The organism is Roseateles sp. UC29_93, assembly GCF_042695725.1.
In the GTDB taxonomy this organism is placed as follows: domain Bacteria; phylum Pseudomonadota; class Gammaproteobacteria; order Burkholderiales; family Burkholderiaceae_C; genus Roseateles; species Roseateles noduli_A.
The window spans coordinates 1102087-1123286 of the sequence record NZ_CP170545.1; the positions used below are offsets into that span (position 1 = coordinate 1102087).

Annotated in this window: 23 protein-coding genes; 10 read left to right on the forward strand and 13 right to left on the reverse strand. The window is 70.1% G+C overall.

Annotated features, from left to right (window positions below; translation table 11 throughout):
- Positions 1 to 46: 46 nt before the first annotated feature.
- Both ACFJIX_RS05105 and ACFJIX_RS05110 read left to right on the forward strand, forming a co-directional pair.
- Entirely contained in the window at positions 47 to 2329 is a 2283-nt protein-coding gene (locus ACFJIX_RS05105; RefSeq protein ID WP_377158194.1) for a hypothetical protein, read from the forward strand.
- Between the two features lie 56 nt (positions 2330 to 2385).
- On the forward strand, positions 2386 to 2844 hold the full coding sequence (locus ACFJIX_RS05110; protein WP_377158196.1) for a hypothetical protein: 459 nt from the start codon (positions 2386 to 2388) through the stop codon (positions 2842 to 2844).
- Here the strand turns inward: ACFJIX_RS05110 and ACFJIX_RS05115 are convergent.
- The 3 genes from ACFJIX_RS05115 to ACFJIX_RS05125 form a co-directional block, all read right to left on the reverse strand.
- Positions 2841 to 3317, reverse strand: coding sequence for a low molecular weight protein-tyrosine-phosphatase (locus ACFJIX_RS05115; protein ID WP_377158198.1), 477 nt, complete (start codon positions 3315 to 3317; stop codon positions 2841 to 2843). The two genes, ACFJIX_RS05110 and ACFJIX_RS05115, sit on opposite strands and share 4 nt — an antisense overlap.
- 19 nt (positions 3318 to 3336) lie before the next feature.
- The gene (gene rpe / locus ACFJIX_RS05120) at positions 3337 to 4023 is read right to left on the reverse strand and encodes a ribulose-phosphate 3-epimerase (protein WP_377158199.1); all 687 of its coding nucleotides are present in this window, start codon (positions 4021 to 4023) and stop codon (positions 3337 to 3339) included.
- A gap of 113 nt (positions 4024 to 4136) precedes the next feature.
- Complete coding sequence (locus ACFJIX_RS05125; RefSeq protein ID WP_377158201.1) at positions 4137 to 4820, reverse strand: substrate-binding periplasmic protein; 684 nt, start codon at positions 4818 to 4820, stop codon at positions 4137 to 4139.
- 10 nt (positions 4821 to 4830) lie between these two features.
- On the opposite strand from ACFJIX_RS05125, the gene ACFJIX_RS05130 reads away from it, so the two are divergent.
- The 4 genes from ACFJIX_RS05130 to ACFJIX_RS05145 all read left to right on the forward strand — a co-directional run bounded on the left by ACFJIX_RS05130 (position 4831) and on the right by ACFJIX_RS05145 (position 8914).
- Positions 4831 to 4965 carry a hypothetical protein gene (locus tag ACFJIX_RS05130; protein WP_377158202.1) on the forward strand — a complete coding sequence of 45 codons (135 nt, stop codon included), beginning with the start codon at positions 4831 to 4833 and terminating at the stop codon, positions 4963 to 4965.
- A gap of 161 nt (positions 4966 to 5126) precedes the next feature.
- The gene (gene apaG / locus ACFJIX_RS05135) at positions 5127 to 5501 is read left to right on the forward strand and encodes a Co2+/Mg2+ efflux protein ApaG (protein WP_377158204.1); all 375 of its coding nucleotides are present in this window, start codon (positions 5127 to 5129) and stop codon (positions 5499 to 5501) included.
- Positions 5501 to 7576 (forward strand): site-specific recombinase, encoded by a 2076-nt coding sequence (locus ACFJIX_RS05140; protein ID WP_377158206.1) that lies wholly within the window; start codon positions 5501 to 5503, stop codon positions 7574 to 7576. The genes apaG and ACFJIX_RS05140 overlap by 1 nt, the downstream gene beginning before the upstream one ends.
- Before the next feature lie 165 nt (positions 7577 to 7741).
- Positions 7742 to 8914 (forward strand): murein transglycosylase A, encoded by a 1173-nt coding sequence (locus ACFJIX_RS05145; protein WP_377158208.1) that lies wholly within the window; start codon positions 7742 to 7744, stop codon positions 8912 to 8914.
- Here the strand turns inward: ACFJIX_RS05145 and ACFJIX_RS05150 are convergent.
- Positions 8904 to 9185, reverse strand: coding sequence for a DUF427 domain-containing protein (locus tag ACFJIX_RS05150; protein ID WP_377158210.1), 282 nt, complete (start codon positions 9183 to 9185; stop codon positions 8904 to 8906). The genes ACFJIX_RS05145 and ACFJIX_RS05150 overlap by 11 nt on opposite strands.
- A gap of 11 nt (positions 9186 to 9196) precedes the next feature.
- On the opposite strand from ACFJIX_RS05150, the gene ACFJIX_RS05155 reads away from it, so the two are divergent.
- Positions 9197 to 9463, forward strand: a complete 267-nt coding sequence (locus tag ACFJIX_RS05155; protein ID WP_377158212.1) for a hypothetical protein — start codon at positions 9197 to 9199, stop codon at positions 9461 to 9463.
- 90 nt (positions 9464 to 9553) lie between these two features.
- Positions 9554 to 10165, forward strand: coding sequence for a Fic family protein (locus tag ACFJIX_RS05160; protein ID WP_377158214.1), 612 nt, complete (start codon positions 9554 to 9556; stop codon positions 10163 to 10165).
- 3 nt (positions 10166 to 10168) lie between these two features.
- On the opposite strand, the gene ACFJIX_RS05165 is transcribed toward ACFJIX_RS05160, so the two are convergent.
- Complete coding sequence (locus ACFJIX_RS05165; protein WP_377158216.1) at positions 10169 to 11839, reverse strand: GDYXXLXY domain-containing protein; 1671 nt, start codon at positions 11837 to 11839, stop codon at positions 10169 to 10171.
- A complete protein-coding gene (locus ACFJIX_RS05170; RefSeq protein WP_377158218.1) occupies positions 11836 to 12786 on the reverse strand; it encodes a DUF2157 domain-containing protein in 951 nt (316 codons plus the stop codon). The genes ACFJIX_RS05165 and ACFJIX_RS05170 overlap by 4 nt, the downstream gene beginning before the upstream one ends.
- A 112-nt stretch (positions 12787 to 12898) precedes the next feature.
- Here ACFJIX_RS05170 and ACFJIX_RS05175 point away from each other — a divergent pair, with 112 nt between their 5' ends.
- Together ACFJIX_RS05175 and ACFJIX_RS05180 are read left to right on the forward strand one after the other, a co-directional pair.
- Positions 12899 to 13570, forward strand: coding sequence for a dienelactone hydrolase family protein (locus ACFJIX_RS05175; RefSeq protein WP_377158220.1), 672 nt, complete (start codon positions 12899 to 12901; stop codon positions 13568 to 13570).
- A gap of 12 nt (positions 13571 to 13582) precedes the next feature.
- Positions 13583 to 15076, forward strand: coding sequence for a M28 family peptidase (locus ACFJIX_RS05180; protein WP_377158222.1), 1494 nt, complete (start codon positions 13583 to 13585; stop codon positions 15074 to 15076).
- A gap of 130 nt (positions 15077 to 15206) precedes the next feature.
- Here the strand turns inward: ACFJIX_RS05180 and ACFJIX_RS05185 are convergent, their stop codons facing one another.
- The 7 genes from ACFJIX_RS05185 to ACFJIX_RS05215 all read right to left on the reverse strand — a co-directional run bounded on the left by ACFJIX_RS05185 (position 15207) and on the right by ACFJIX_RS05215 (position 21105).
- On the reverse strand, positions 15207 to 15893 hold the full coding sequence (locus tag ACFJIX_RS05185) for a YciI family protein (protein WP_377158224.1): 687 nt from the start codon (positions 15891 to 15893) through the stop codon (positions 15207 to 15209).
- Between the two features lie 60 nt (positions 15894 to 15953).
- On the reverse strand, positions 15954 to 16397 hold the full coding sequence (locus ACFJIX_RS05190; protein ID WP_377158226.1) for a methylglyoxal synthase: 444 nt from the start codon (positions 16395 to 16397) through the stop codon (positions 15954 to 15956).
- Positions 16398 to 16433: 36 nt separating this feature from the next.
- The gene (locus ACFJIX_RS05195) at positions 16434 to 17792 is read right to left on the reverse strand and encodes a glycoside hydrolase family 18 protein (RefSeq protein ID WP_377158228.1); all 1359 of its coding nucleotides are present in this window, start codon (positions 17790 to 17792) and stop codon (positions 16434 to 16436) included.
- A 98-nt stretch (positions 17793 to 17890) separates the two neighbouring features.
- Positions 17891 to 18598 (reverse strand): hypothetical protein, encoded by a 708-nt coding sequence (locus tag ACFJIX_RS05200; RefSeq protein ID WP_377158230.1) that lies wholly within the window; start codon positions 18596 to 18598, stop codon positions 17891 to 17893.
- A gap of 73 nt (positions 18599 to 18671) precedes the next feature.
- Positions 18672 to 19325 carry a hypothetical protein gene (locus tag ACFJIX_RS05205; protein WP_377158231.1) on the reverse strand — a complete coding sequence of 218 codons (654 nt, stop codon included), beginning with the start codon at positions 19323 to 19325 and terminating at the stop codon, positions 18672 to 18674.
- A gap of 117 nt (positions 19326 to 19442) precedes the next feature.
- A complete protein-coding gene (locus ACFJIX_RS05210) occupies positions 19443 to 20333 on the reverse strand; it encodes an EamA family transporter (RefSeq protein WP_377158233.1) in 891 nt (296 codons plus the stop codon).
- A 196-nt stretch (positions 20334 to 20529) separates the two neighbouring features.
- Entirely contained in the window at positions 20530 to 21105 is a 576-nt protein-coding gene (locus ACFJIX_RS05215; protein WP_377161616.1) for an Lrp/AsnC family transcriptional regulator, read from the reverse strand.
- Positions 21106 to 21200 lie beyond the last annotated feature (95 nt).

Sequence of the window (21200 nt, forward strand, 5' to 3'; positions counted from 1 at the left end):
GTCGCGAATCGACGGATCGACGAATCGACGAATCGACGAATCGATCATGTTTGTTCGCACACTCACCGCGCATGCCTGTCATCCACGATCTGTACTCTTCCACCTTCCTCGCCGAGGCGCCGATCGTCGACGCCAGCCGCCGCCGCCCGCACCTGCCGATGCGACGTCGGACGGCGATTGGACCTACAACCCCCAGCGCCATGGCGCCTTCGAGGCGTTCTTTCGACACGCGGACTATCCGCCGTTCCGCGAACGCGTCGAACGCAACATCGACGATCTGATCGCCTTCGCCCGCGCCGGCGACCTGCGCGGCGCCGTCCCGCACCTCGAGGCCCTGCGCAACAAGCTGTTCGACATCGGCGTCGACGGGCATCCCCTGAGCGTCAAGCCGTACGAGGTCATCAAGTCCTATGGCCCCCTGGTCGAGTCCCTGGACCGACTGGTGCCGCTGTTCCACGACGAGACGATGCGCCTCGAGAGCCGGCGCACGGAACTGCAGCGGCTGGCGCCGGAGCTGCCGGTCTGTGCCAACGGCGCGCTCAACGCCGTGCAGTCCGCGCTGATCCAGCTCGAGCTGAAACGCTCCGGTCTGTGCGGGAAGTTCCGCGCCACGGTCGAGCACATCGTCGAACAGGCGGCCACCGATGCCGTCGAGATCAAGTACCAGCGCGACTTCCACCTGGCTCACCTGGAGCAGCGGCACTACGTCGCCGGATTGAAATCGAAGCTGTATCAGGAACTCGGACTGCGCTGGGAACTGCCCGCGGACGACTCCGCCTACCGCCGGCACTCCGAGAACTTCGTCCGGCGCGTGGCCGGATCCCTGACCGAGGCCATCGCGCCCGGGGCGGTGGCCCGTGTGATGGCGGAGGACTACCTCGCGCGTTTCACCGACGGCATGAACGAGACGCTCAGGCCGCGCGGCGCGGGGGCCTGGCCCACCGACGGGGATGTCGAGGACTGCACCGCCCTGCTGTCGTTGGAGTTCGGTCCGCCGCCGCCGCGCCATGGCCTGCTGCGACAGCACCCGGACGGCATCGGTTGGGAATGCCTCACCGACCCCACGCTCGTCGCGGCGCACCTGCTGGACAGCCTGCACGACGCCGGCATGCTGCAGCAACGCCGCGCGCCCAGCACCGTCGCCCGCTGGACGACCGTCGACCTGCCGCCGGCGCACTGTGAGCTCCAGTCGGTCGATGGGCTGACCTGGGTGGCAGAGAACGGCCATCGGCGCCCCTTGGAGGCCGAGGATCTGAAGCAGCTGAACGACCGCGCCGCCCTGAGCGCGCCGATGGTCCTGGCGGCCATCGCGAACAGTCCGCCCGACACCGTCGCCACCCTGGCGGAGCCCGATTGGCTGCTGAACCGCGAGGTGGGCGACCGCCTGCTGGGTCGCGTCGGGCTGGGCGGGGTCGCAGCGCTGGTCGAGGCACGACGTGCCGCCGGCACCTGGACCGACGAGCTCGACGCCTGGTGGACCGGCGTCCAGGAGGCACACGGCCCGAACCCGCCCCCCGCGGGTCGCATCAGCTGGTCGGACGCCCAGGGACAGCATCAGCTCGCGCCCGTCCAGATCAGCGATCTGCTGGGCGCCCGGATCGGGGATCTGCTGGACCAGCGCGAGCTCGGCCCGTTGTCCACGGAGACGCTCACCCACCTGAGCGACCTGCTGAGCTTGACCTTGACCGAGCCGACGCCGAGGGCCCCTCGCGCCGTCGACGCCTCCGACCTCACCAACGCCGCCCGCGCGGCCCGGGAGGCCCGGAACGCCTTCAAGCGTGCGATGGCGATCGAAGAACCCATCCGGACGTGGTGGGCCACGGTCGGCGAGGCCCTGCGCGCCGACCCGCCGCGGATGACCGGCGACGCCTTGGCGGATGTGCTGACGACGGCAGGCAGCGAGTCGACCGTCCCGTTCGTCCGCGCCCTCACCGTGGCGGACGACAACGTGCGGCAGGTCTTCATGGACGGCCTGACGGAGTTGCAACGCGATGGTCTTCTGGCCACGGATCGACTGGTCGCGCGGCTGACGCAGCCGCACGCGGCCTCCGACGGGCTGACCGCACGGCTGACCTCGCCGGAATTCGACCTGGAGACCCTGCTGGCGTTCACCACGAGGGCGGTGGCCGACGGCCATCTCGAACGCGAACGTGGCCTGGAACTGCTTCTTCGGATCCGCACCGATCGCCGCCTCGTCGACGCCCCTGCCGCTCGTCCTGTTCGAGCGCGCCGACGCGCGCGCCGACAAGCGCCTGCGAGCCTATTTCTCCGCGCTGAGAGAGGCGGCGTCGCGCGGCGTGGTCACGCCGGGACGAGCTCCTGCGATTGACCGGCCACGGACGCAGCGCCCATCCCGTGGCCGATGCCTGGCAGGCCACGCCCTCGATGACGAAACGTCCCCCCGCGTCGGCCTGGTTCCTGGGCATCGCTCAACTGTGTGCGGAAGGCCACCTGGCGGTCGAGGAGGCGGAAACACTGCTGGTCCCGCCCCCAGCAGGCAACGTGTCGGCCTGGGGGGATCTCGCGGACAACTGGCAACAGCAGCAGGTCCTGAACATCCTGTGGTCCGTGCCGCGCCCCCGCTTCGCGGGGCTTCGCGAGCCGTTGCCGCCTGAGCCGACGGAGGTCGCGCAGCGGCGTCGTCAGCTGTTGAGCGCCGTGACCGGTACGGGTTCCGGAACGCCCTGCCGCTTGATCAGGGCGCTGCACGACGCCGTCCCGGACCCGGGCGCGGGGTTGAGGTCCTTCATCGAGCAGCAGTTGGCGTTGACGATGACGACGCTGGGCTTCGGCGCCGAGGAGATCGCCGCCGCCGTCGGCAAACCCGTCGACGCGGTCGCCTAGCCCGGGTCGCGGTGAAACCGCGCGCGGTCGCTCGGCCAGGTGTGGGCGCGCGCCTCGATCAGGTCGAGCACCTGCACGAAACCGCTGGCGGCGCCGTAGTAGGGATCCGGCACCTCGTCCAGGCCCAGCCCCGTCATGCCGGCCAGGAACAGCCCGAGCTGCGCCTGCGCCGCCGGCGGCCGCATCGCCTGCAGGCCGCGCAGCACCTGGCGGTCCATCGCCAGGATCAGGTCGTAGCGGTCGAAGTCCTCGGGCTTCACCTTGCGCGAGCGCCAGCGCCGGTCCATGCCGTAGCCGCGCTGCTCCAGCACCGCCAGCGCGCGCTTGTCGACGGCGTGCGCGCGCGACGACGCGAACACGCCGGCCGAGTGCACCTCCGTCAGGCCGAGCTCGGGGGCGCGCAGCCGCAGCACCGCCTCGGCCATCGGCGAGCGGCACAGGTTGGCCGCGCAGACCAGCAGCAGTCGGGTCACCGTGTCGACGCGTCCGGGTTCAGAGCGCCAGCTCGGCGCGCATCGCGTCGATGACGCCCTTGTAATCGGGCTTGCCGAAGATCGCCGAGCCCGCCACGAAGGTGTCCGCGCCCGCGGCCGCGATCTCGCGGATGTTGTCCACCTTCACGCCGCCGTCGATCTCCAGGCGGATGTCGCGGCCGCTGGCCAGGATCATGGCCTTGGCCTGCTGCAGCTTCTTCAGCGCGCCGGGGATGAAGCTCTGCCCGCCGAAGCCGGGGTTGACGCTCATGATCAGCACCAGGTCGACCTTGTCGATGACCCACTCCAGCACATCCAGCGGCGTGGCCGGGTTGAACACCAGGCCCGCCTGCGCGCCTTCGGCCTTGATCAGCTGGATCGTGCGGTCGACGTGCGCGCTGGCCTCGGGGTGGAAGCTCACCAGGTTGGCGCCCGCGCGGCAGAAGGCCTGCGCCAGGCTGTCCACCGGCTGCACCATCAGGTGGACGTCGATGGGCGCCGGCGTGCCGTCGGGCTTCACGGCGTGTTTCTTCAGCGCCTCGCAGACCATCGGGCCGAAGGTCAGGTTGGGCACGTAATGGTTGTCCATCACGTCGAAGTGGATCCAGTCCGCGCCGGCGGCCAGCACGTTGCGGACTTCCTCGCCGAGATTGGCGAAATCGGCGGACAGGATGCTGGGGGCGATGCGATAGGTGGGCGGGTTCATGGCGGGGCGGGCGCGGAGCCGCTGGCGGGGAAAGTCGACGATTGTAGAAAGGCCGGCGCGCGAGCGGGCGCCGCCCGGCCATGACACCCGTCGATGGCGCTCGACGACGGCGCTCAGCGGTAGCGTTCGGCCAGCCGCGCGATCTCCCCGGACGCGCTGAGCTGGCGCAGGCGGTCGGTCAGGCGCTCCACCACCGCCTCGGGCAGCTGGCGCGAGACCACGACGTACTGGGTTTCCTCCTCGAAGACGTGAGGCCCGATGCGCACGCGCGACGCCAGGCCCTCGCCGCGCGCGGCCTGACGCAGGTTGAAGTCCTGGCCATAGACCCCGCCGGCGCGGCCGCGCACCAGCATCTGCAGCGCCTCCTTGTCGCTGCGCGCGGATTCGATGAACGACACGTCGGCCTCCTGCAGGGTGGCGGCCAGCTTGGTCCCCTGGGCCAGCAGCAGCGGCTGGCGCCGCGAGAAGGCGCGCAACTCGTCCCAGCTGCCGGGCGCGCGTTCCTCGCCGACGCGCATCGCCAGCACATGCGAGATGCGGTACAGCGGCACCGGCAGGTAGCGCATCAGCGCATGGCGGTGCTCGGACTTGAGCAGGCAGAAGAACACGTCGAGGTCGCCGTTGCTCAGCATCAGCTCGAGGCGGCGCAGCGGCACCTGCTGGGTCAGGCCCTCGATGCGCAGGTCCGGATCGGTCCGCATCACGGCCTCGGCGATCTCGCCGCACAGACCGGGGCGCTGCGGGTCGCCCGACGCGTACTTGGCCGGCGCGCCGGCCTGCGCGGCGCTGCGCAGCATCAGCGGTCCCGTGGCGCCGGCCCCCGGCACCGCGGGTGCCGCGGGCCCGGACGGCGCCGCCATCGCCGAGTTCGCGGCCACCAGCCCGAACCTGACGCCCGCGGCCACGCCGCCGGCCAACGCGCAGCCGCGCGCCATGGCCTGACGTCGATTGGGCCGGGGGGATGCCGGCGGGTGTCCTGCCCTTGTCTCCATGACGGATGGCGTCCGGTGCGTGCCGGCCGCGTGGGGTGGTCCGTTCGAGCGGGTCCTGCTTGTGCTCTGTGCGATAGCCAGCATAGCCGAGGCGGCGCCTAGAATCCGCCGATGGCACATCCGCATTTCCACTGCAGCGTGGCCGTCGAGCCGCTCGCCGATCAGACCTTCCCGGATCGCAACGAGTTCGCGTACGGCTATACCGTGACGATCGAGAACCGGGGCGACGTCACCGCCCAGCTCATCGGCCGCCACTGGACCATCGTCGACGGCAACGGCAAGGAGCAGGAAGTGCACGGGCTGGCCGTCGTCGGCCACCAGCCGCTGCTGCAGCCGGGCGAACGCTTCCAGTACAGCTCCTGGGCGCAGATCGCGACCCGCCACGGCACGATGAGCGGCCGCTTCCTGTGCGTCACGGACAAGGCCGAGGTCTTCCACGCCGACGTGCCGGAGTTCCTGCTGGCCGACTCCGGCTCCCTGCATTGATGTTCCGTCGCCAGGGCTGGGACCTCACCGCGCTGCTCAACGCGGCGCATCCGCAGGCACCGCTGGCCGAGCGCAACCTCTGGCTGGTGCGACTGATCGAATGGCTGCGGCACGCGCCGCTCAAGGACGACCGGGCGCCGGCGCCGGCCGCCACCGCCGCGGGCGCGGCGACCCCGTCGACCCTCGGGGACGAGCCGGCACCCGCGGCGCCTGCCGTCGCGCTCGCCGCCGCGCCGTCCGCCCCGCTGCCGGTCCGCCGTCTCAAGTACCTGCTCCGCATGCTGGAGCGCCATCCGGATCACGCGAAAGCCTTCGCCGAGGTCATCGCCAGCGTCTGGGCCGACGTCGACGCGATCAGCCTGTTCGCCGAGGTCGGCTTCGCGCCGCGGATGGCGTTGTGGAACGAGTTCCTCGGCCGCCTGCGCCGGCGCCTGCTGCCGCTGAGCGCGGACACCCGGGACCTGTCCGAACTCTTCGAGCTGCTGTTCCCGCACGAGGCCGACGAGCAGTGGATCAACGCCGTCGACGACGAACTGCTGGAGCGCCTGGGACTGCTCTTCGCCGGCGCGCCCGAGGGCGACTGGCGCGAGGAGATGCGCGCCGCGATCACGGTGCTGGTGAGCTCGGTGCGCTCGGCCGGCCTGTCCGGCGCGCTGCGCGTGCGCATGGATCCGCAGCTGCTGGCCAAGCGCCCGTTCCGCAACCTCGCGACCGCCTGGGAGCAGGTCGAGCACGCGCTGGTCGAACACGACCGCGCCACGCTGCCCGGCAGGCTGCAGTACCTGCGCGGGCTGCTCGATGAATGCCGGGCGGCGGTGCGTTCCGTGCCGGATCACCTGGAGGAACACGGCGTCTCGGTGGACCTGATGTTCGGCGTCGAGCAGATGCAGGCGCGGCTGCGCCGCGTCGAGGACCTGCTCGCGGTGCTGCTGGCGGATCACCCCGAGCGCGAGCTGCTGCGGCTGGTGGCGAGCCTGGTGGCCGTCGTGCACGATCGACGCAGCATCCGGACGCTGTTCGCGCGGCACTACTCGCTGCTGGCGCGCAAGGTCGCCGAACGCAGCGCCGAAACCGGCGAGCACTACATCACCCGCAACCGCGAGGAGTACGGCGACATGCTGCGCCGCGCCGGGGGCGGCGGGCTGGTGATCGCGGGCACGACCTTCATGAAGTTCGCGATCATGGCGGTGGGCCTGTCCGCGTTCTGGGGCGGGTTCTGGGCGGGCGTGAACTACGCGGCCAGCTTCGTGCTCATCCTGCTGCTGCACTGGACCGTCGCGACCAAGCAGCCGGCGATGACGGCGCCCGCGCTGGCCGACAAGCTCCGCCACATCGACAGCGACGCCGGCCTGCAGGCCTTCGTCGACGAGGTGGCGCACCTGTTCCGCTCGCAGACGGCGGGGATCATCGGCAACCTCGCGCTGGCGGCGCCGATGGTGCTCGTCGTGCAACTGGCGGCCTGGTTGAGCTTCGGCAAACCGCTGGTGGGCGTGAAGGAAGCCGAGCACGTGCTGCATTCGCTGACCGTGCTGGGGCCGTCGCTGTTCTTCGCGGCCTTCACCGGCGTGCTGCTGTTCGCGTCCAGCCTGATCGCGGGCTGGGTCGAGAACTGGTTCGTCTTCCATCGGCTGGACAGTGCGATCGCGTGGAACCCGCGCATCGTCGCGCGGCTGGGCGCGAACCGGGCGGGACGCTGGTCGCGCTGGTGGCGCGACAACATCTCGGGGCTGACGGCCAACATCAGCCTGGGCCTGATGCTCGGGCTGGTGCCGGCGCTGCTGGGGTTCTTCGGTCTGCCGATCGAGGTCCGGCACGTGACGCTGTCGACCGGTCAGCTGGCCGCCGCAGCCGGGGCGCTGGGGCTGGACGTGCTCAAGCACTGGCCGTTCTGGCTCTGCGTGATCAGCATCCTGGGCACCGGCGTGCTGAACGTGGGCGTCAGCTTCTACCTCGCGTTCAAGGTGGCGTTGCGCTCGCGCGGGATCCGGCTCGCGGACCAGAAGCGCGTGCGCGCGGCGATCTGGACGCGGATGCGCCGCCAGCCGCTGAGCTTCCTCGTGCCGCCGAAGGGCTGAGGCTCGAACGCCGACGCTCGAGGGCTGACGCCTGAACGCCGGGCCGCTCAGGCGGCGTCGCGGTCGTCGGGCCGTTCGCCGCCCTTGCGGCCGGAGAACATCGTCCACCAGACGATGAAGACGAGCAGCGCGAGGGCGCCGAGCGCCTCCAGCAAAATCACGCCCATGATTCGTGGTCCGATCCGTAGCAGAACTCGCCGCTGGAGCGCGGCGCTGGCGATTCTAGGCGCGCTGGGGGCGGCCTCCGGCGCCCTCGTCGCTCCATTGGCCTTCGCGACGGGATTGCCCATCGATCCCGAGAAGCTGCTCAACGGCGAGGACGACACCGCCGGCCGCCACGTGCTGCAACGCGAGCGCGCCCGCTGGGTCGCCGCGGCGTGGAACGAGTTGCCCGGCTGGGGCCAGGACCGAGCGCTGGAATGGTGGCCCGCGATGCTGCGCGGCTGCGAGAAGCCCATGCCGGGCTGGGCCGCGATCTGCGCGCAGGCTCGCGGCTTCAAGCCGGGCGACGACTGGGACGCGATGGTCTGGTTGATGAAGCGGCTGCAACCGTATCGCGTCGAATCGCCCGAGGGCCAGCGCGAAGGCGTGGCGACCGGTTACTACGAGCCGGAGCTCGCGGCGCGGCGCCAGTCGCAGGGCGAGTTCCGCGTGCCGCTGCTGGCGCCGCCGCAAGACCTGGCACAGCGCAAGCCTTACGACACCCGTCAGCAGATCGAGAGCAACGCGTCGCTGTCGCGGCTCAGCCTGGCCTGGGTGCAGGACCCGCTGGACGCGCTGGTGATGCAGATCCAGGGCAGCGGCCGGCTGCGGGTGACCGAGCGCGATGGCACCAGCCGTTGGGTGCGGCTGTCCTTCGCGGCGCACAACGAGCAGCCGTACCGCTCGATGGGTCAGTGGCTGATCGCCCAGGGTGAGCTGCGGACCACGGAGGCGTCGTGGCCGGGCATCAAGGACTGGGGACGGCGCAATCCGCAGCGGCTCAAGGAGGCGATGTGGGCGAACCCGCGCTATGTCTTCTTCCGCGAAGAGCCGTTGCCCGATCTGGCGGTGGGTCCGCGCGGGGGTCAGGGCGTGCCCCTGACGCCGGGGCGCTCGATCGCGGTGGACAAGGCCAGCATCCCCTACGGCACGCCGGTGTGGCTGGACACGACCGAACCGCTGTCGACGACGCCGATGCGGCGGCTGGTGATGGCGCAGGACACCGGCGCGGCGATCGTCGGCGCGGTGCGGGCGGACTACTTCTGGGGCTGGGGCGAAGCGGCCGAGGCGCAGGCCGGCCGCATGAAGCAGCCGCTGCGGCTGTGGGTGCTGTGGCCGAAGGCGCTCACTCGGTGACCTGGACGCCCTTCCAGAAGGCGACGCGGTCCTTGATCTCGGCGGCGGCCTCGGAGGGTTCCGGGTAATACCAGACGGCGTCCGGGTTCATGTCGCCGTGGACCATCAGGCTAAAGTAGTGCGCCTGGCCCTTCCACGGGCAGGACGTGCGGTGATTGCTGAACGTGGTGAACTCGCGCTTCAGCGAGGTGACGGGGAAGTAATGATTTCCCTCGACCACCACGGTGTCGTCGCTCTCGGCGATGACTTCGCCGTTCCAGATTGCCTTCATTCCAACTCCTCGTGCTCAAACGCTATTTCGCCCATCGGGGCAAGGACATCTTCGTCACCGCCGGGTCTGCGAGAGACCTGACACCCGGCAGCTTCGGGATCTGCGCGATCGGGGGCGGCGCGGAAGGCTGGTCCGTCGTCCACGTCGGCCCGGATGGCGACGCCGCCGACCTCGGCGGGGAGTACTACTTTGCCACCTCCGAGGAAGCCCTGGCGTTCCTGAAGGAACTGATCGACCTGATGGTGGATGGTGGCGAGCCGGAGGGGCTGGCGGAGTGACCCCCTGGATGAGGCGATTCCCCGATCAGATCGACTCAGAATTCGAGGCGATTCTCAGCCCGATCGTCTCGCGTACCTGGCGGGCGGTGGGTGCGGTGGAAGGCGCGCTCTCGGCCGTTTCACCGGCAGATCGAGGATCCGCTCGTGGTCGCGGGCGTGGCACACCTGTGGTTCGAAACCATCCATCCCTTCGAGGACGGCAACGGCCGGGCAGGCCGAGCGCTGATCGATCTGCTGATGGCCAGGCAGATCGGGACCGCCACGCGTCTGATCCGAACGTCGGAGCGTCTGCTCGAAAAGCGCAGCGAGTACTACGAGGGGCTCCGGGCGACGCAGCACGGTGAAGCGCCGGTCAAAGCCTGGGTCGTCTGGTTTCTTGAGCAGGTGCGCGCATCGTGCGAATGCGCGACGCAGGCGATCGACGGCAGATTGGCCAAGTCTCGCTTCTGGGCAGAGCACGGAGGCCACGACATCGGGCCGCGGCAACGCGCCGTGCTGAACACACTGATCGATGCGGGTCCCGCCGGGATCGAAGGCGGAATGAGCACGCGCAAGTACGAGCAGATCGGCGAGACCTCGCGCGCCACCGCATCCCGGGAACTGCTGGAGTTGGAAGCACTCGGATGTCTGCGGCGCTTTGGCGCGGGAAGATCGACCCACTATCAGATCGCCATCGACGGCTGGAACCCGGCTGCGAACTGACGCTCACAACGGCTTCAGATCCTCCCCCACCACCCGCACCAGCAGGCCTTTGCCTTCGGGGGTCACGCGGAACTCGCCGTACTTCGCCGGCTGCCAGCGTTCGGCCTCGCCTTCCTTGAAGAACCAGGCGTCGGACACGAAGGTCCATCGGCCGTCCTTGGGCGTGAGTTCCAGCAGTTGCGCTCCGGCTGGAGAGGCCTCGCCTGGTTCGAGCATCCGCGCAGACTGCACGACGCCGCGAGCATCGACCGTCGCCGCGATCTGCAGACGATGCCCCCACAGCGGATCCTTCTCCCGCGATAGCCGGGTCCATGTGACATTCCCCAACGTGCGGCTCCAGCTCACCCCGGGCAGGTCGTAGCTCAACTGCATGTAGTCTCCCTGCATCAGCGAACGCGGATCGACCGGCGCCAGCTTCACGAAGACCGGGCGGCCATTGGCGATGAGCTGCTCCCGACTGGCGATCAGGACGTTCACCAGCACGAGCGACAGCACGCCCGCGCCGAGCAGCACCGCTGCCGCGCCACGCAGCGCGAGCGCCGGTCGCGCCTCGCCATCGGACAAAGGCGCCGCCGGATGCCACGCCAGCCAGCGGACCCATGCGGCGAGCGCCGCGCCGGCGGCCACCAGCGCGAGGGACTTGTGGGCGAGCGGCAGTTGCCACTCGTAGTACAGCGCCCCGATCGCCCACACCGCCGCCGCGCCGGCGAGCGCGGCCAGGCGCCAGCGTCGCGTCGACGCCATCAACGCCAGCACCAGCAGGATCCCGCCGAGCGCCGGCATCAGCGCCGAGAGCGCCGCCATCAGCAGCACCGGCGGCAGCAGTCGCGCGGCGCCCGTGGGCCGCCAGCGGCGCAGCAGCCACATCGCGCCAGCGAGCGCGAGCAGCGCCGACAGGGCACGGCTCGCCCCCACAAGGAACACATGGGTGCTCGTCAATTCCCGGGTGAGGCCACGCAACATGTCGCCACTTGAGAACGCACCGACGGGTGTGAACGACCAACCCGCGGCCACCGCGTGCATCACCAGCACGGCGACCCACCAGCCGCTCAGCGCCGATTCGAGCGCCGCTGCGGCAGACGCGGTGCGGGCATCACGACCCAACCGGGTTTGCAGCAGCCACAGCAACCCGCCTTCCGCCAGCAGCATCGCAGCGGCCATCAGAGACAGTCCGCCGTCCCATTCGTACCAGGCCCTCGGCGCGATGCCCTCGATCCACAGGTGCCCGAGGTAGCCCGCCAACGCCGCCATCCCGACGCCGAGCAGTCCGCGCAGCCAGCCCTGCTTGAGCAGCACGATCAGCGCCGCGCCGATGGCCAGGCCGATCCACGCCGCGCCGGCGTGCGAGAGATCCCGCTGCAGCCCGTAGCCGAGGCACACGAGCCCCGTCGGCAGTAGCGGCACCGCCGCCTGCTCCAGGAACAGCGGAATGGCCCGCGCCCGCAACAGCACGACGGACAGCGCGATCAAGGCGATGCCTTCGATGTACGGCATCGGGCCGCGATCCCAGTCGCCCCCGAACAGCATCGCGAACAGGAAGAGGAACGGCGGCACTGCCAGCCAGGCGCCGAGCGCCGTCAGCAGCACCACCGGCCAGGGCCGCTCCGGCACATCGGTCCCGGCGGGCACCAGCCCCTCTGCGCGCGCTTGCGCGATCCAGTCAGCGCCGCTCATGCACGCGCCTCCAACGCGCGTACGCGCCGCATGATCAGGCTGACGCTCACCGCAAGTAGTGCGCAAGCCACCAGGCCGATGAGGAAGACGCCGCCGATATCGCCCTTGGCGTCGATGATCAAGCGTGCCAGCCCGACGACCAGCAGCGTGTCGACCGCCAACGCCAGCGCGCTCATCGCGTAGACCTCGCCGCGTCGCCACGCCAGCACGAGGCTCACGCCCATCACCCCGAGGCCCAGGTAATACTGCGGCGCCACGTCCCTTGCGAACAGCCCACCCAGCGCCGTCCCCGAGATCGCGATCACAGACGCCAGCACCGCCAGGCGCCATGCCCAGGGCTGCGCGAGCGCATCCGGTCGCAGCGCCAGCCCGGCGCACAGCAGGCCGTAAGCGACGAAACCGATCGCATGCACCGGCACCGTGGACGCATCGAAGCGCCACGAGTGCCCGCCGAAGGTCTCCATCCACAAGCCGATGCCGGTCGCGACCACGAGAGCCCATGGCGTCCACGTCAGGTCCGAGCGCGACGCCCACGCGATCGGCAGTCCGAGCGCGGCCCAGAGCGCGAAGAGCTGCCAGGGATCGGCGCCCGTCTGGTAGGTCTGTCCGAAGAAGGCCAGCAGGCCGCCCAGCGTCAGGAAGGCCACCATCGCCAGCGGCGCGCGCCACGGTCGCAGCGTCGCCGCCGCGATCAGGCTGACGGCGAGCACCGCCTGCAGCAGCCCGAAGCGCATGACGCGCCCGAAGTCGTCCCAGTTCGCCGCGACCCACAGGATCAACCCGAACCCGATCAACCCTGCCGCCAGCGCGCCCGCGCCGCGGCGCAGCGGCGTCCACGGATCGCCCGGCGGATCATCGACACCGCTGAGCGCCCGCAAGCGCCGTGCGCTGCTCGCATCCAGGCCCTGGCGGGCCGTCCATTGGTACAACTGCTCGTGCAGACTCACGGGTTCCTCCCTCAGGATGCGACCGCCCGCAGGGGTCGCCGGTGATGTTCTTCGAGGGAGCCGATTCTTCCTCATCCTTCGCTTCTTCCTCTTTCGGCACTGGGAGTTCCAAATGGGACAGATGATCGACTACGAACGCCCCGACGGCGGCACCACCGCCGGCTACCTCGCCAGCGCCGGCGACGGCGCGCCGGGCATGATCCTCATCCAGGAATGGTGGGGCCTCAAACCCCACATCAAGGACATCGCCGAGCGCCTGGCCTCCGCCGGCATCACGACGCTGGCGCCCGACCTCTACCGCGGCCGCATCGCCGCCGACGCGGACGAGGCCAGCCACATGATGGACGGCCTGGACTTCGTCGACGCCACCACGCAGGACCTGCAGGGCGCGCTGACGCACCTGCGCGAGCACCTCGGCTGCGGCCAGGTCGGCGTCATGGGCTACTGCATGGGCGGCGCGCTGACCATCCTCGCCGGCGTGAACCTCAAGGACCTGCAGGCGGCGGTCTGCTACTACGGCATTCCGCCGGCCGAGTTCGCCGACCCGGCCAAGATCGAACCGCCCTTCCTCGGCCACTTCGCGACGCGCGACGACTGGTGCACGCCCGAGAAGGTCGACGCCCTGGAGGCCCGGATGAAGTCGGCCGGCAAGCAGCCGGTCATCCACCGCTACGTCGCGGACCACGCGTTCTCCAACAAGACCCGCCCCGAGGTCTACGACGAGGCCGCCGCCGAGCTGGCCTGGTCGCGCACCCTGGACTTCCTCAAGCAACACCTCGCCTGATCGACTGAGCCCATGACCCTCCATCGCCGCCGCCTGATCCCCACCGCCGCCGCTGTCTGGGCGCTGATCGCTGCTTCCGCCATCGCACAGACCACGCCGGCCTCGGGTCCGGCGTCGGCGACGGCGCGCGCCGCCTCGGAGACCGCGGCGCCGCCGCTGGATCCGCGCGTGGCGCCGCTGCTCGCGGACATCTCCGCCGAGCGCATCGAGCAGACCATCCGCAAGCTGGCCGCCTTCGGCACGCGCCACACGGCGTCGGACACGAAGAGCGACACGCGCGGCATCGGCGCCGCGCGGCGCTGGATCGAGCGCCAGCTGAAGGACTGCGGCGCGAAGGCCGGCGGCCGGCTGCAGGTCACGATGGACGCGTTCATCGAGCCGGCGGGCAATCGACTCTCGGCGCCGACGGAGTTGGTGAACGTCGTGGCCACGCTGCCCGGCGCGTCGGCGGGCACGCCGCGCGAGCGCATCCTCGTGGTGAGCGGGCATTACGACTCGCGCAACAGCGACGTGATGGACGCGCAGGGCGAGGCGCCTGGCGCCAACGACGATGCCTCCGGCACGGCGGCCGTCATGGAGATGGCCTGCGCGGCGGCCAAGCAGCGCTTCGACGCGACGCTCGTGTTCATGGCGGTTCCGGGCGAGGAGCAGGGCCTGCTCGGCGCCCGCCACTGGGCCCGGCGCGCCCGCGCGCAGGGGTTGAACGTCGAAGGCATGATCACCAACGACATCGTCGGCAGTTCGCGCGGCGACAAGGGCGAGCACGATCCCAAGCGGCTGCGCCTGTTCGCCGACGGCTTCGATCCGCTGCTGCGCCTGCTGGTCAACGCGAACGCCAACAGCCCGGCCAACGAGGACGAGGTCAAGACCAACGCGGCGATCCGCGCGCAGCTGCAACCGCTGGCGGTGGCCGGTGGCGGCGAGGAGCTGCCGACGCAGCAGTTCGGCCGCCACCTGAAGGCTGAGGGCGAGCGCTACCTGCCGGGCTTCCGCATCGACCTGATCCAGCGCCGCGACCGCTACCTGCGCGGCGGCGATCACCTGCCCTTCCTGGACCGCGGCTACGCGGCGGTGCGCTTCTCCGAGCCCTTCGAGGATTTCCGCCACCAGCACCAGAACCTGCGCACCGAGAACGGCGTCGTCTACGGCGACCTGCCGGAGTTCGTGGACTTCGGCTACGTGGCCGACGTGGCGCGGGTCAACCTCGCGGGACTGGCGACGCTGGCCTGGGCGCCATCGCCGGTGAAGGGCGCGCGCATCGACGCACGCGAGCTGACGAACGACACGACCTTGCTGTGGACCGCGAACGTCGATCCGGAACTGGCGGGTTACCGCGTCGTCTGGCGCCGCAGCGAATCGCAGGCGTGGGAGGGCGCGAAGGACGTCGGCAAGGTCACGACGGTCACGCTGCCGCTGTCCAAGGACAACCTGATCTTCGGCGTGCAGGCGGTGTCGACGTCAGGCCATGCAAGCCTGGCGAGTTATCCGTTGCCGCTGGGGCGCTGACAAGGGCCCGAACGCCTCGGTGTCCTGGTCGGCGGGAGCCGGGGTGCCCCGGGCGATTTAGCGGAGCCTGCGAGCGTATGAGCCCGGGGGTGCCCCGGCTCCCGCCGACCTGCTCGGTCCAACGCAGGACCTATCGCAGCACGCCCTTCCCCAGCCACTGCCCCCAGATCTTCATCGTCACGCGCTGATCGGAGAGTCCGGGGTATTCGGCCATGGTCTTGCGCAGCGCCGTCTCGTCGGTGCCGCGCGAGAACACGACCTCGCCGATGGGCCCGTCCTCCAGCGAGTACCAGGCGCCGATGACGCCCTGGTCGAGCGCGCGTTGCAGGAAGATCGGGACCGCGTCCTTGTCCTGCTCCTGCGCGCGGCTGAACAGCACGATGCGGTGCTCCTCGATGCCGTTGGGATCGATGCCGGTGTGGTTCAGCGCCTGGTGCACCGTGGCGGGCTGGGCGTTGACGACCATGTAGCCCTCACGGACGTACTGGTCGGGCTCGAAGTAGCTCAGCAGGATCTGCCGGTTGGGGGCCTTGACCACGACGATGCCGCGCTTCTGCTTCAAGGGGTCGCGCATCGGTCCGGCCGCGAAGAGCTTCTCGTCGGCGAAGAGCCGCTTGAAATTCTCGAGGTGCCCGGCCTGCATCGCCGCGACAGCCGCCTTGTCGTCGGGGACCGGCTTGCCGGTCTCCAGGAAGATGAAAAAGTACTGCTCGGCTGCGATCATTGGCGGACGGGTCTGTGCGTGGGCCGGCAGCGCCGCAAATGCGGATAACGCGGGGAGAGCCGCCGCCGTGGCGATCAGGGAACGTCGTTGCATCGGAGTCTCCTTCTGTCGTTGACCGGGGCCAGCGTCGGACTCCGGCGTCGACAGATGACTCTACTCCCGGCCGCCGCCCGTGCCGAGCACCTGCAGCGAGCGCAGCATCAGCCGCCCGCTGGTGACGTTGGTGGCGCAGGCGACGTTGTGGACGTCGCAGGCGCGGACCAGCGCGTTGATGTCCGGTTCATGCGGCTGCGGCGTCATCGGGTCGCGCAGGAACACGACCGCGTCGACCAGCCCGACCGCCAGCCGCGCGCCAATCTGCAGGTCGCCGCCGTGCGGCCCGGACAGCATCCGCTCAACCGTCAAGCCGACCTCGGCCGTCAGGCGCGAGCCGGTCGTGCCGGTCGCCACCAGGTCGCAGCCACCGAGGAAGCCGGCGAACTCGGTGGCGAGCATCACCATCTCGTCCTTCTTGCCGTCGTGGGCGATCAGGGCGATGCGCAGGCGCGCGGGCGCGGCGGTCGTCGTCGCGGAATCAGGAGCGGTGGAGGCAGTCATGGCCGCGATCGTAGGCCCGGAGGAACGGCGCGCGAGTTACCGGCGCGGTTCTTTCTGCGTCGCCAGCGGCACGTTGCCGACGCCCCGGTTCATCGCGTTCAGCAAGTCGCCGTTGTCCTGGCTCAGTTCCCAGGCGAAGACGCCCGCCAGGCCCTGGTCGCGCACGAAGCGCCCCTTGGCAAGCACGGCACGCGGATCGTCGTAGCCCATCCAGAGCTTCTGCGTCGGATTGAACAGCGACCACGACTGCGTCACCGGGTCCCAGACGGACTGGTAGCCTGCGCGGCCCTTGCCCTTCGCATCGAGGATGCGGCCGGCGATCTCGCGATAGCCCTGCGCGCCCTCGCCGCCCGGGTACGCGCCGGCCTTCGCGGCGCCCGCTTTTGTCTCGCTCACGCCGGTGAAGCCGCGGCCGTACATCGCGACGCCGGCCACCAGCTTCGAGCGCGGCACACCGGCCTTCTCCAGGTTGGCCACCGCGCGCTCCAGGCTGTCGTCCGCCTGCGGTGACGACGAGCGCAGCGTCGTGTGATGCCCCGCCACCGGCGACCACATGCCGTAGAAGTCGTAAGTCATCATGAAGACGAGATCGAGCGGCTTGGACGCGTCCTTGAAGTTGATCTTGCCGACGATCGAGTCCATCGGATTCACGGCCGTGGTCAGCAGGTAGGGACGGCCCGTCTCCGCGGTCAGCGCATCCAGCGCCTTGCGCAGATCGGCCATCAGTTCCGCATAGGACTGGCCGTCCTGCGGACTGCCGAGCTGCACGCCGTTGGCCGCGCCGTTGTTGCCGGGATGCTCCCAGTCGATGTCGATGCCGTCGAAGGCCGGATGATCGCGGAGGAACTGCTGCGCCGAGGCCGCGAACACCGCGCGCTTCGCCGGATCGCCGACCAGGTGGAAGATCGGATCCGACCCGCCCCAGCCGCCCACCGAGGCGACGATCTTCAGATGCGGCGCGCGCTGCTTGTAGCGTTGGAATGCGTCGTTGAAACGCGTGTCGATCGGGCCGGTGCCGATCTCGAAATCCTTCTTGCCGACGCACTTGGCGGCGTCCTTCTCCAGCTGGCCCGGGCCGCACAGGCGCAGGAAGGCGTAGAGCACGTGGGTCAGGTTTTGCGGCGGCACGCGCTCGATCAGCTCGACCGGCTCCCAGTTGGGCACGTAGATGCCGACGATCTTCCCGCCGGTGCGCTCGAACTCGACCGGCTTGGCGCCGAAGAGCGCGTATCCCGGCGCCTGCGCAGGGGCCTCCGACTTCGCCGCGGCCTTGGCGCCGGGCTTGACCTCGGCGGCCGGTGGTGCGGCCATTGCGGCCGAGGCGGCGATCGCACCCAGTGCGGCGATTGCAGCGATCAGCGGGGTCGGAATGCAGGACAGGACTCGAGCAGACATGCGGGGCCTCCAATGGACGCCGCAGCTTAGCGGATCGAGCCGAAAATTAACACCAGTCAAATACCAATTCGACTGATTCACCGAGTTCGGAGAAACCTTTATGGAGCCACTTCGACCCGAAGCTGCAGTTCGCGGAGCTTCTGCACCTCCGCGTCCCGCGTGCTGTAGGTGTTGCGGCCAGCACTCGACGTCACGCTGCCGGTGCGCGCGATCGTGACCCAGATGCCGAGCGGGGCCTGGACGGTGCTGAGGACGTCGGTGTTCGGCCGCTGCTGGCCGTCGGGCAGCGACGTGCCATAGGCGCCCCCCTGCGGCATCTGCGCCTGGTCGGAGGCCCGGACCTCGACATCCACCGGGCTGCGGCCGCCCGGCCACTTCGGTCGGACGACGATGCCCCGCACACGCTCGGCCATGCCCTGGCGCGGCACGACGACCACGCGATCGCGCTCGCCGCGCTGGCGGTCGAGCGCGACATCGACCCATTGGATCGGCGTCGATTCGGTCATCGTGAACGAGGCCTGCGAGCCGTTGAGCACCAGCAGGCGCGGGAACAGCTGCTGGCGTTGCTCGCGGTTCTCGGTGGAGAGCGTCACGCCGCCGCGTGCCGACACGCTGCCGCCGGTGCTGACCACCGTGCTGCCGTCGCGGATGCCCGCGACCGTCGAGCCGCTGAGCTCGGACTCGACCCAGCGGAGCTCGACCTGCAGGTTCTGCTTCGGGCCTTGCGCGTGGACCGGCGTCATCACGGAAACACCGACGCCGAGCGCGGCGGCGGCAAGAACGGCGAAGCGGCGATGCAGATTCATCACGCCAGCATACGCCGCGAGGACGTCCATCACGACCCCAGTCACGCAGCCCATCCCGAGGCCACCCAGGACCTCACCGGTTCAGCGCTCTGCAACGGTCGATGTCGCAGGCGGTGGGCAGCATCGAGCGGTACTCGACGACGCTGCCCCAGCTCTTCGGATCGCGCAGCGCGCAGCGTTCGCCCTTGCCGTTGTCGTAGTAGGACATCGTGTCGACGCAACGCTTCGAATGCGCCATCAGGCCGAAGAAGTGGCCCATCTCGTGCGAGAGCACCATCTGCAGCGTCTGGTCCGCCGGGTGCTTGGGATTGCGCTCGCGCAGCAGCGCGAAGAGGCCGGGCCCGATCGACAGGCTGCGCGCCGTCACGTTGGCCAGCGCGAACTGGCCGCGGCTGCCGACGTCGCTCCAGAGGATCTGGATGGCGTCCTCCGGCGGCACCTGGCCGCGCGGCACGGCGATGACGGCGAGCTTCAGTCCGCAGGCCGACCAGGCCTCGGCGGAGCGTGTCACCAGCGCCATCACCTGCGGCTCGCGGAACCAGGGCGGCGCGTTGTCATGGCGATAGGCGAAGCGCAACGAGCGCGTCGCGATCGCGCGATCGCGGCCATCGCCCCAGGTCTGCACCTCGCCGGGCAGGCATTGGGCGATCTCCTGGTCGCGCACGGAGGGAATCGTCGTGGGCGCCTTGCCCTTCTCGGGCGGGGACGAACTGAGCGTTCGCGCCACGGGGCGTGAGCGCACCGAGCAGCGCCAGGGCCAGGGCCAGGGCGGCCAACGCGCCGGCAAGCCGGCGATGCGCGCGCGCGCCGAGGCGCATGTCCATGCGCATGCCGGCGCCCATGCTCATGCCTTCGCGGTCCGCAGCACGCCGCGCACATGCGGCCACAGCAGATTGATCGCGAGCCCGCTGATGACCAGCGCGGCAGCGATCAGCTTCCACGGCGGCAGGCCTTCGCCGAGCAGCAGCGCCGAGCAGCTCATGCCGAACACGGGCACCAGCAGCGCCATCGGCACGATGGTCGCGGCAGGGTGGCGCGACAGCAGCCAGCTCCACGCGCCGTAGCCGAAGAGCGTGTTGCCCACCGACTGCCAAAGCACGGCGCCCCACGCGCCGACGCTGGCGTTCTGGATCGCCTCACCCATCTGCGCGGGACCTTCGACGATGAAGGAAAGTACGAACAACGCGGGCGCGGCGAAGGCGCTGCTCCAGACGACGTAGGCCAGCATGTTCACGGCGCCGGCGCGCTTGCCGACGATGTTGCCGCTGGACCAGCAGAGCGCGGCGAGCAGCACCATCGCCAGACCCAGCACAGTGGTCGTGCCGTCGGTGTGCGACGCGATGACGCCGATGCCGGCCGCGGCCGTGACCAGGGCGAGCCACTGGAAGCCCTGGACGCGTTCGCCGCTCATCTTCATGGCGAGCAGCAGCGTGAAGAAGACCTGCGTCTGGATGACGAGCGACGCGAGCCCCGGCGAGATCTGCGAGCGCATCGCCAGGTAGAGCAGCGCGAACTGGCCGACGCCGACGAAGGCGCCATATGCGGCGAGGTTGCGCCAGCCGACCTTCGGACGCGGCAGCAGCAGCATCGCGGGCAGCGCGGCGAAGGTGAACCGCAGGGCCGCGAACAGCAGCGGCGGGAACGCGTTCAGGCCCCAGCGGATCACGACGAAGTTGCTTCCCCAGATGGCGACCACGGACAGCGCGAGCAGGAAATGGCGGAGCGGTAGCGTCATGGCGGCCGGGGAACGAGGGGGGATCGCCGACTATGCCAGCGGGGCTCTCGGCCGAGCCGGTACAGGGGATTGCGAGTGCGACCGGTACAGGACCCGCGTACTGCGTCGCCCGCTGGCCCTCACCCCCCGCCCTCTCCCGCAAGCGGGCGAGGGAGCCCGACCCGTGCCAGGACATGGGTGACACCGGTACAGCTGTTCAACCCTTCGGCTTCAGATGCCCCAGCGGCAACGCGCCTCCCGCTTTGACCTCGCCAAGCGAGAAGCTCGTGTGGATGTCCTTCACGTTCGGCAGGTTCAGCAGAGTGTCGATCGAGAACCGGCTGAACGCATCGAGGTCGGTGGCCATCACCTCCAGCTCGAAGGTCCCGGCGCCGCTGATGTAGTGGCAGGCGATCACCTCCGGCAGTTGCCGGATCGCCTCTTCCAGCTGCTTGGTCGCCGCGCCGTTGTTGCGGTCCGCGTCCACGCGCACGAACGCCAGCACGCCCAGGCCAAGGCGGCGGCGGTCGATCTCGGCGCGGTAGCCGGTGATGAAGCCCTGCTCCTCCAGCCACCGCACCCGCCGCCAGGTCGGCGCCGGCGACAGGCCGATCCGGGTCGCCAGCTCGGCGTTGGACAAGCGCGCCTCGCGCTGCAGCTCACCCAGGATGGCCACGTGATACCGGTCGAGTTCGCCGCTTGCCGGAGCACCGGATCCGCCCGCGTCCTCTCCCCGATCGGCGCTCCGGTCGACCCCCTCGTCGACGCCCGCGGAACCCGCCGTCGCCCTCATGGTTTTCCCTGAGGCGCCATTTTTCGATGCCATTTGAATCCCTTTCGCCATTCCGGGAAAGATTCTTGCTCAAACGACCGCCGCCGGCGCGGAAC

Bases quoted from the DNA above. Each gene is read 5' to 3' on its own strand.
- ACFJIX_RS05125 (WP_377158201.1), bottom strand. From the start codon at position 4,820: ATGCTGCGCAGCGCCGCGCAGGCCGGCGCGCCGGCCAAGTACGCGTCG.
- ACFJIX_RS05190 (WP_377158226.1), bottom strand. From the start codon at position 16,397: ATGACTGCCTCCACCGCTCCTGATTCCGCGACGACGACCGCCGCGCCC.
- ACFJIX_RS05110 (WP_377158196.1), top strand. From the start codon at position 2,386: ATGACGAAACGTCCCCCCGCGTCGGCCTGGTTCCTGGGCATCGCTCAA.
- ACFJIX_RS05215 (WP_377161616.1), bottom strand. From the start codon at position 21,105: ATGAGGGCGACGGCGGGTTCCGCGGGCGTCGACGAGGGGGTCGACCGG.
- ACFJIX_RS05210 (WP_377158233.1), bottom strand. From the start codon at position 20,333: ATGACGCTACCGCTCCGCCATTTCCTGCTCGCGCTGTCCGTGGTCGCC.
- ACFJIX_RS05195 (WP_377158228.1), bottom strand. From the start codon at position 17,792: ATGTCTGCTCGAGTCCTGTCCTGCATTCCGACCCCGCTGATCGCTGCA.
- ACFJIX_RS05200 (WP_377158230.1), bottom strand. From the start codon at position 18,598: ATGAATCTGCATCGCCGCTTCGCCGTTCTTGCCGCCGCCGCGCTCGGC.
- ACFJIX_RS05145 (WP_377158208.1), top strand. From the start codon at position 7,742: ATGATTCGTGGTCCGATCCGTAGCAGAACTCGCCGCTGGAGCGCGGCG.
- ACFJIX_RS05150 (WP_377158210.1), bottom strand. From the start codon at position 9,185: ATGAAGGCAATCTGGAACGGCGAAGTCATCGCCGAGAGCGACGACACC.
- ACFJIX_RS05140 (WP_377158206.1), top strand. From the start codon at position 5,501: ATGTTCCGTCGCCAGGGCTGGGACCTCACCGCGCTGCTCAACGCGGCG.
- ACFJIX_RS05185 (WP_377158224.1), bottom strand. From the start codon at position 15,893: ATGCAACGACGTTCCCTGATCGCCACGGCGGCGGCTCTCCCCGCGTTA.
- apaG (WP_377158204.1), top strand. From the start codon at position 5,127: ATGGCACATCCGCATTTCCACTGCAGCGTGGCCGTCGAGCCGCTCGCC.
- ACFJIX_RS05165 (WP_377158216.1), bottom strand. From the start codon at position 11,839: ATGAGCGGCGCTGACTGGATCGCGCAAGCGCGCGCAGAGGGGCTGGTG.
- rpe (WP_377158199.1), bottom strand. From the start codon at position 4,023: ATGAACCCGCCCACCTATCGCATCGCCCCCAGCATCCTGTCCGCCGAT.
- ACFJIX_RS05175 (WP_377158220.1), top strand. From the start codon at position 12,899: ATGGGACAGATGATCGACTACGAACGCCCCGACGGCGGCACCACCGCC.
- ACFJIX_RS05105 (WP_377158194.1), top strand. From the start codon at position 47: ATGTTTGTTCGCACACTCACCGCGCATGCCTGTCATCCACGATCTGTA.
- ACFJIX_RS05180 (WP_377158222.1), top strand. From the start codon at position 13,583: ATGACCCTCCATCGCCGCCGCCTGATCCCCACCGCCGCCGCTGTCTGG.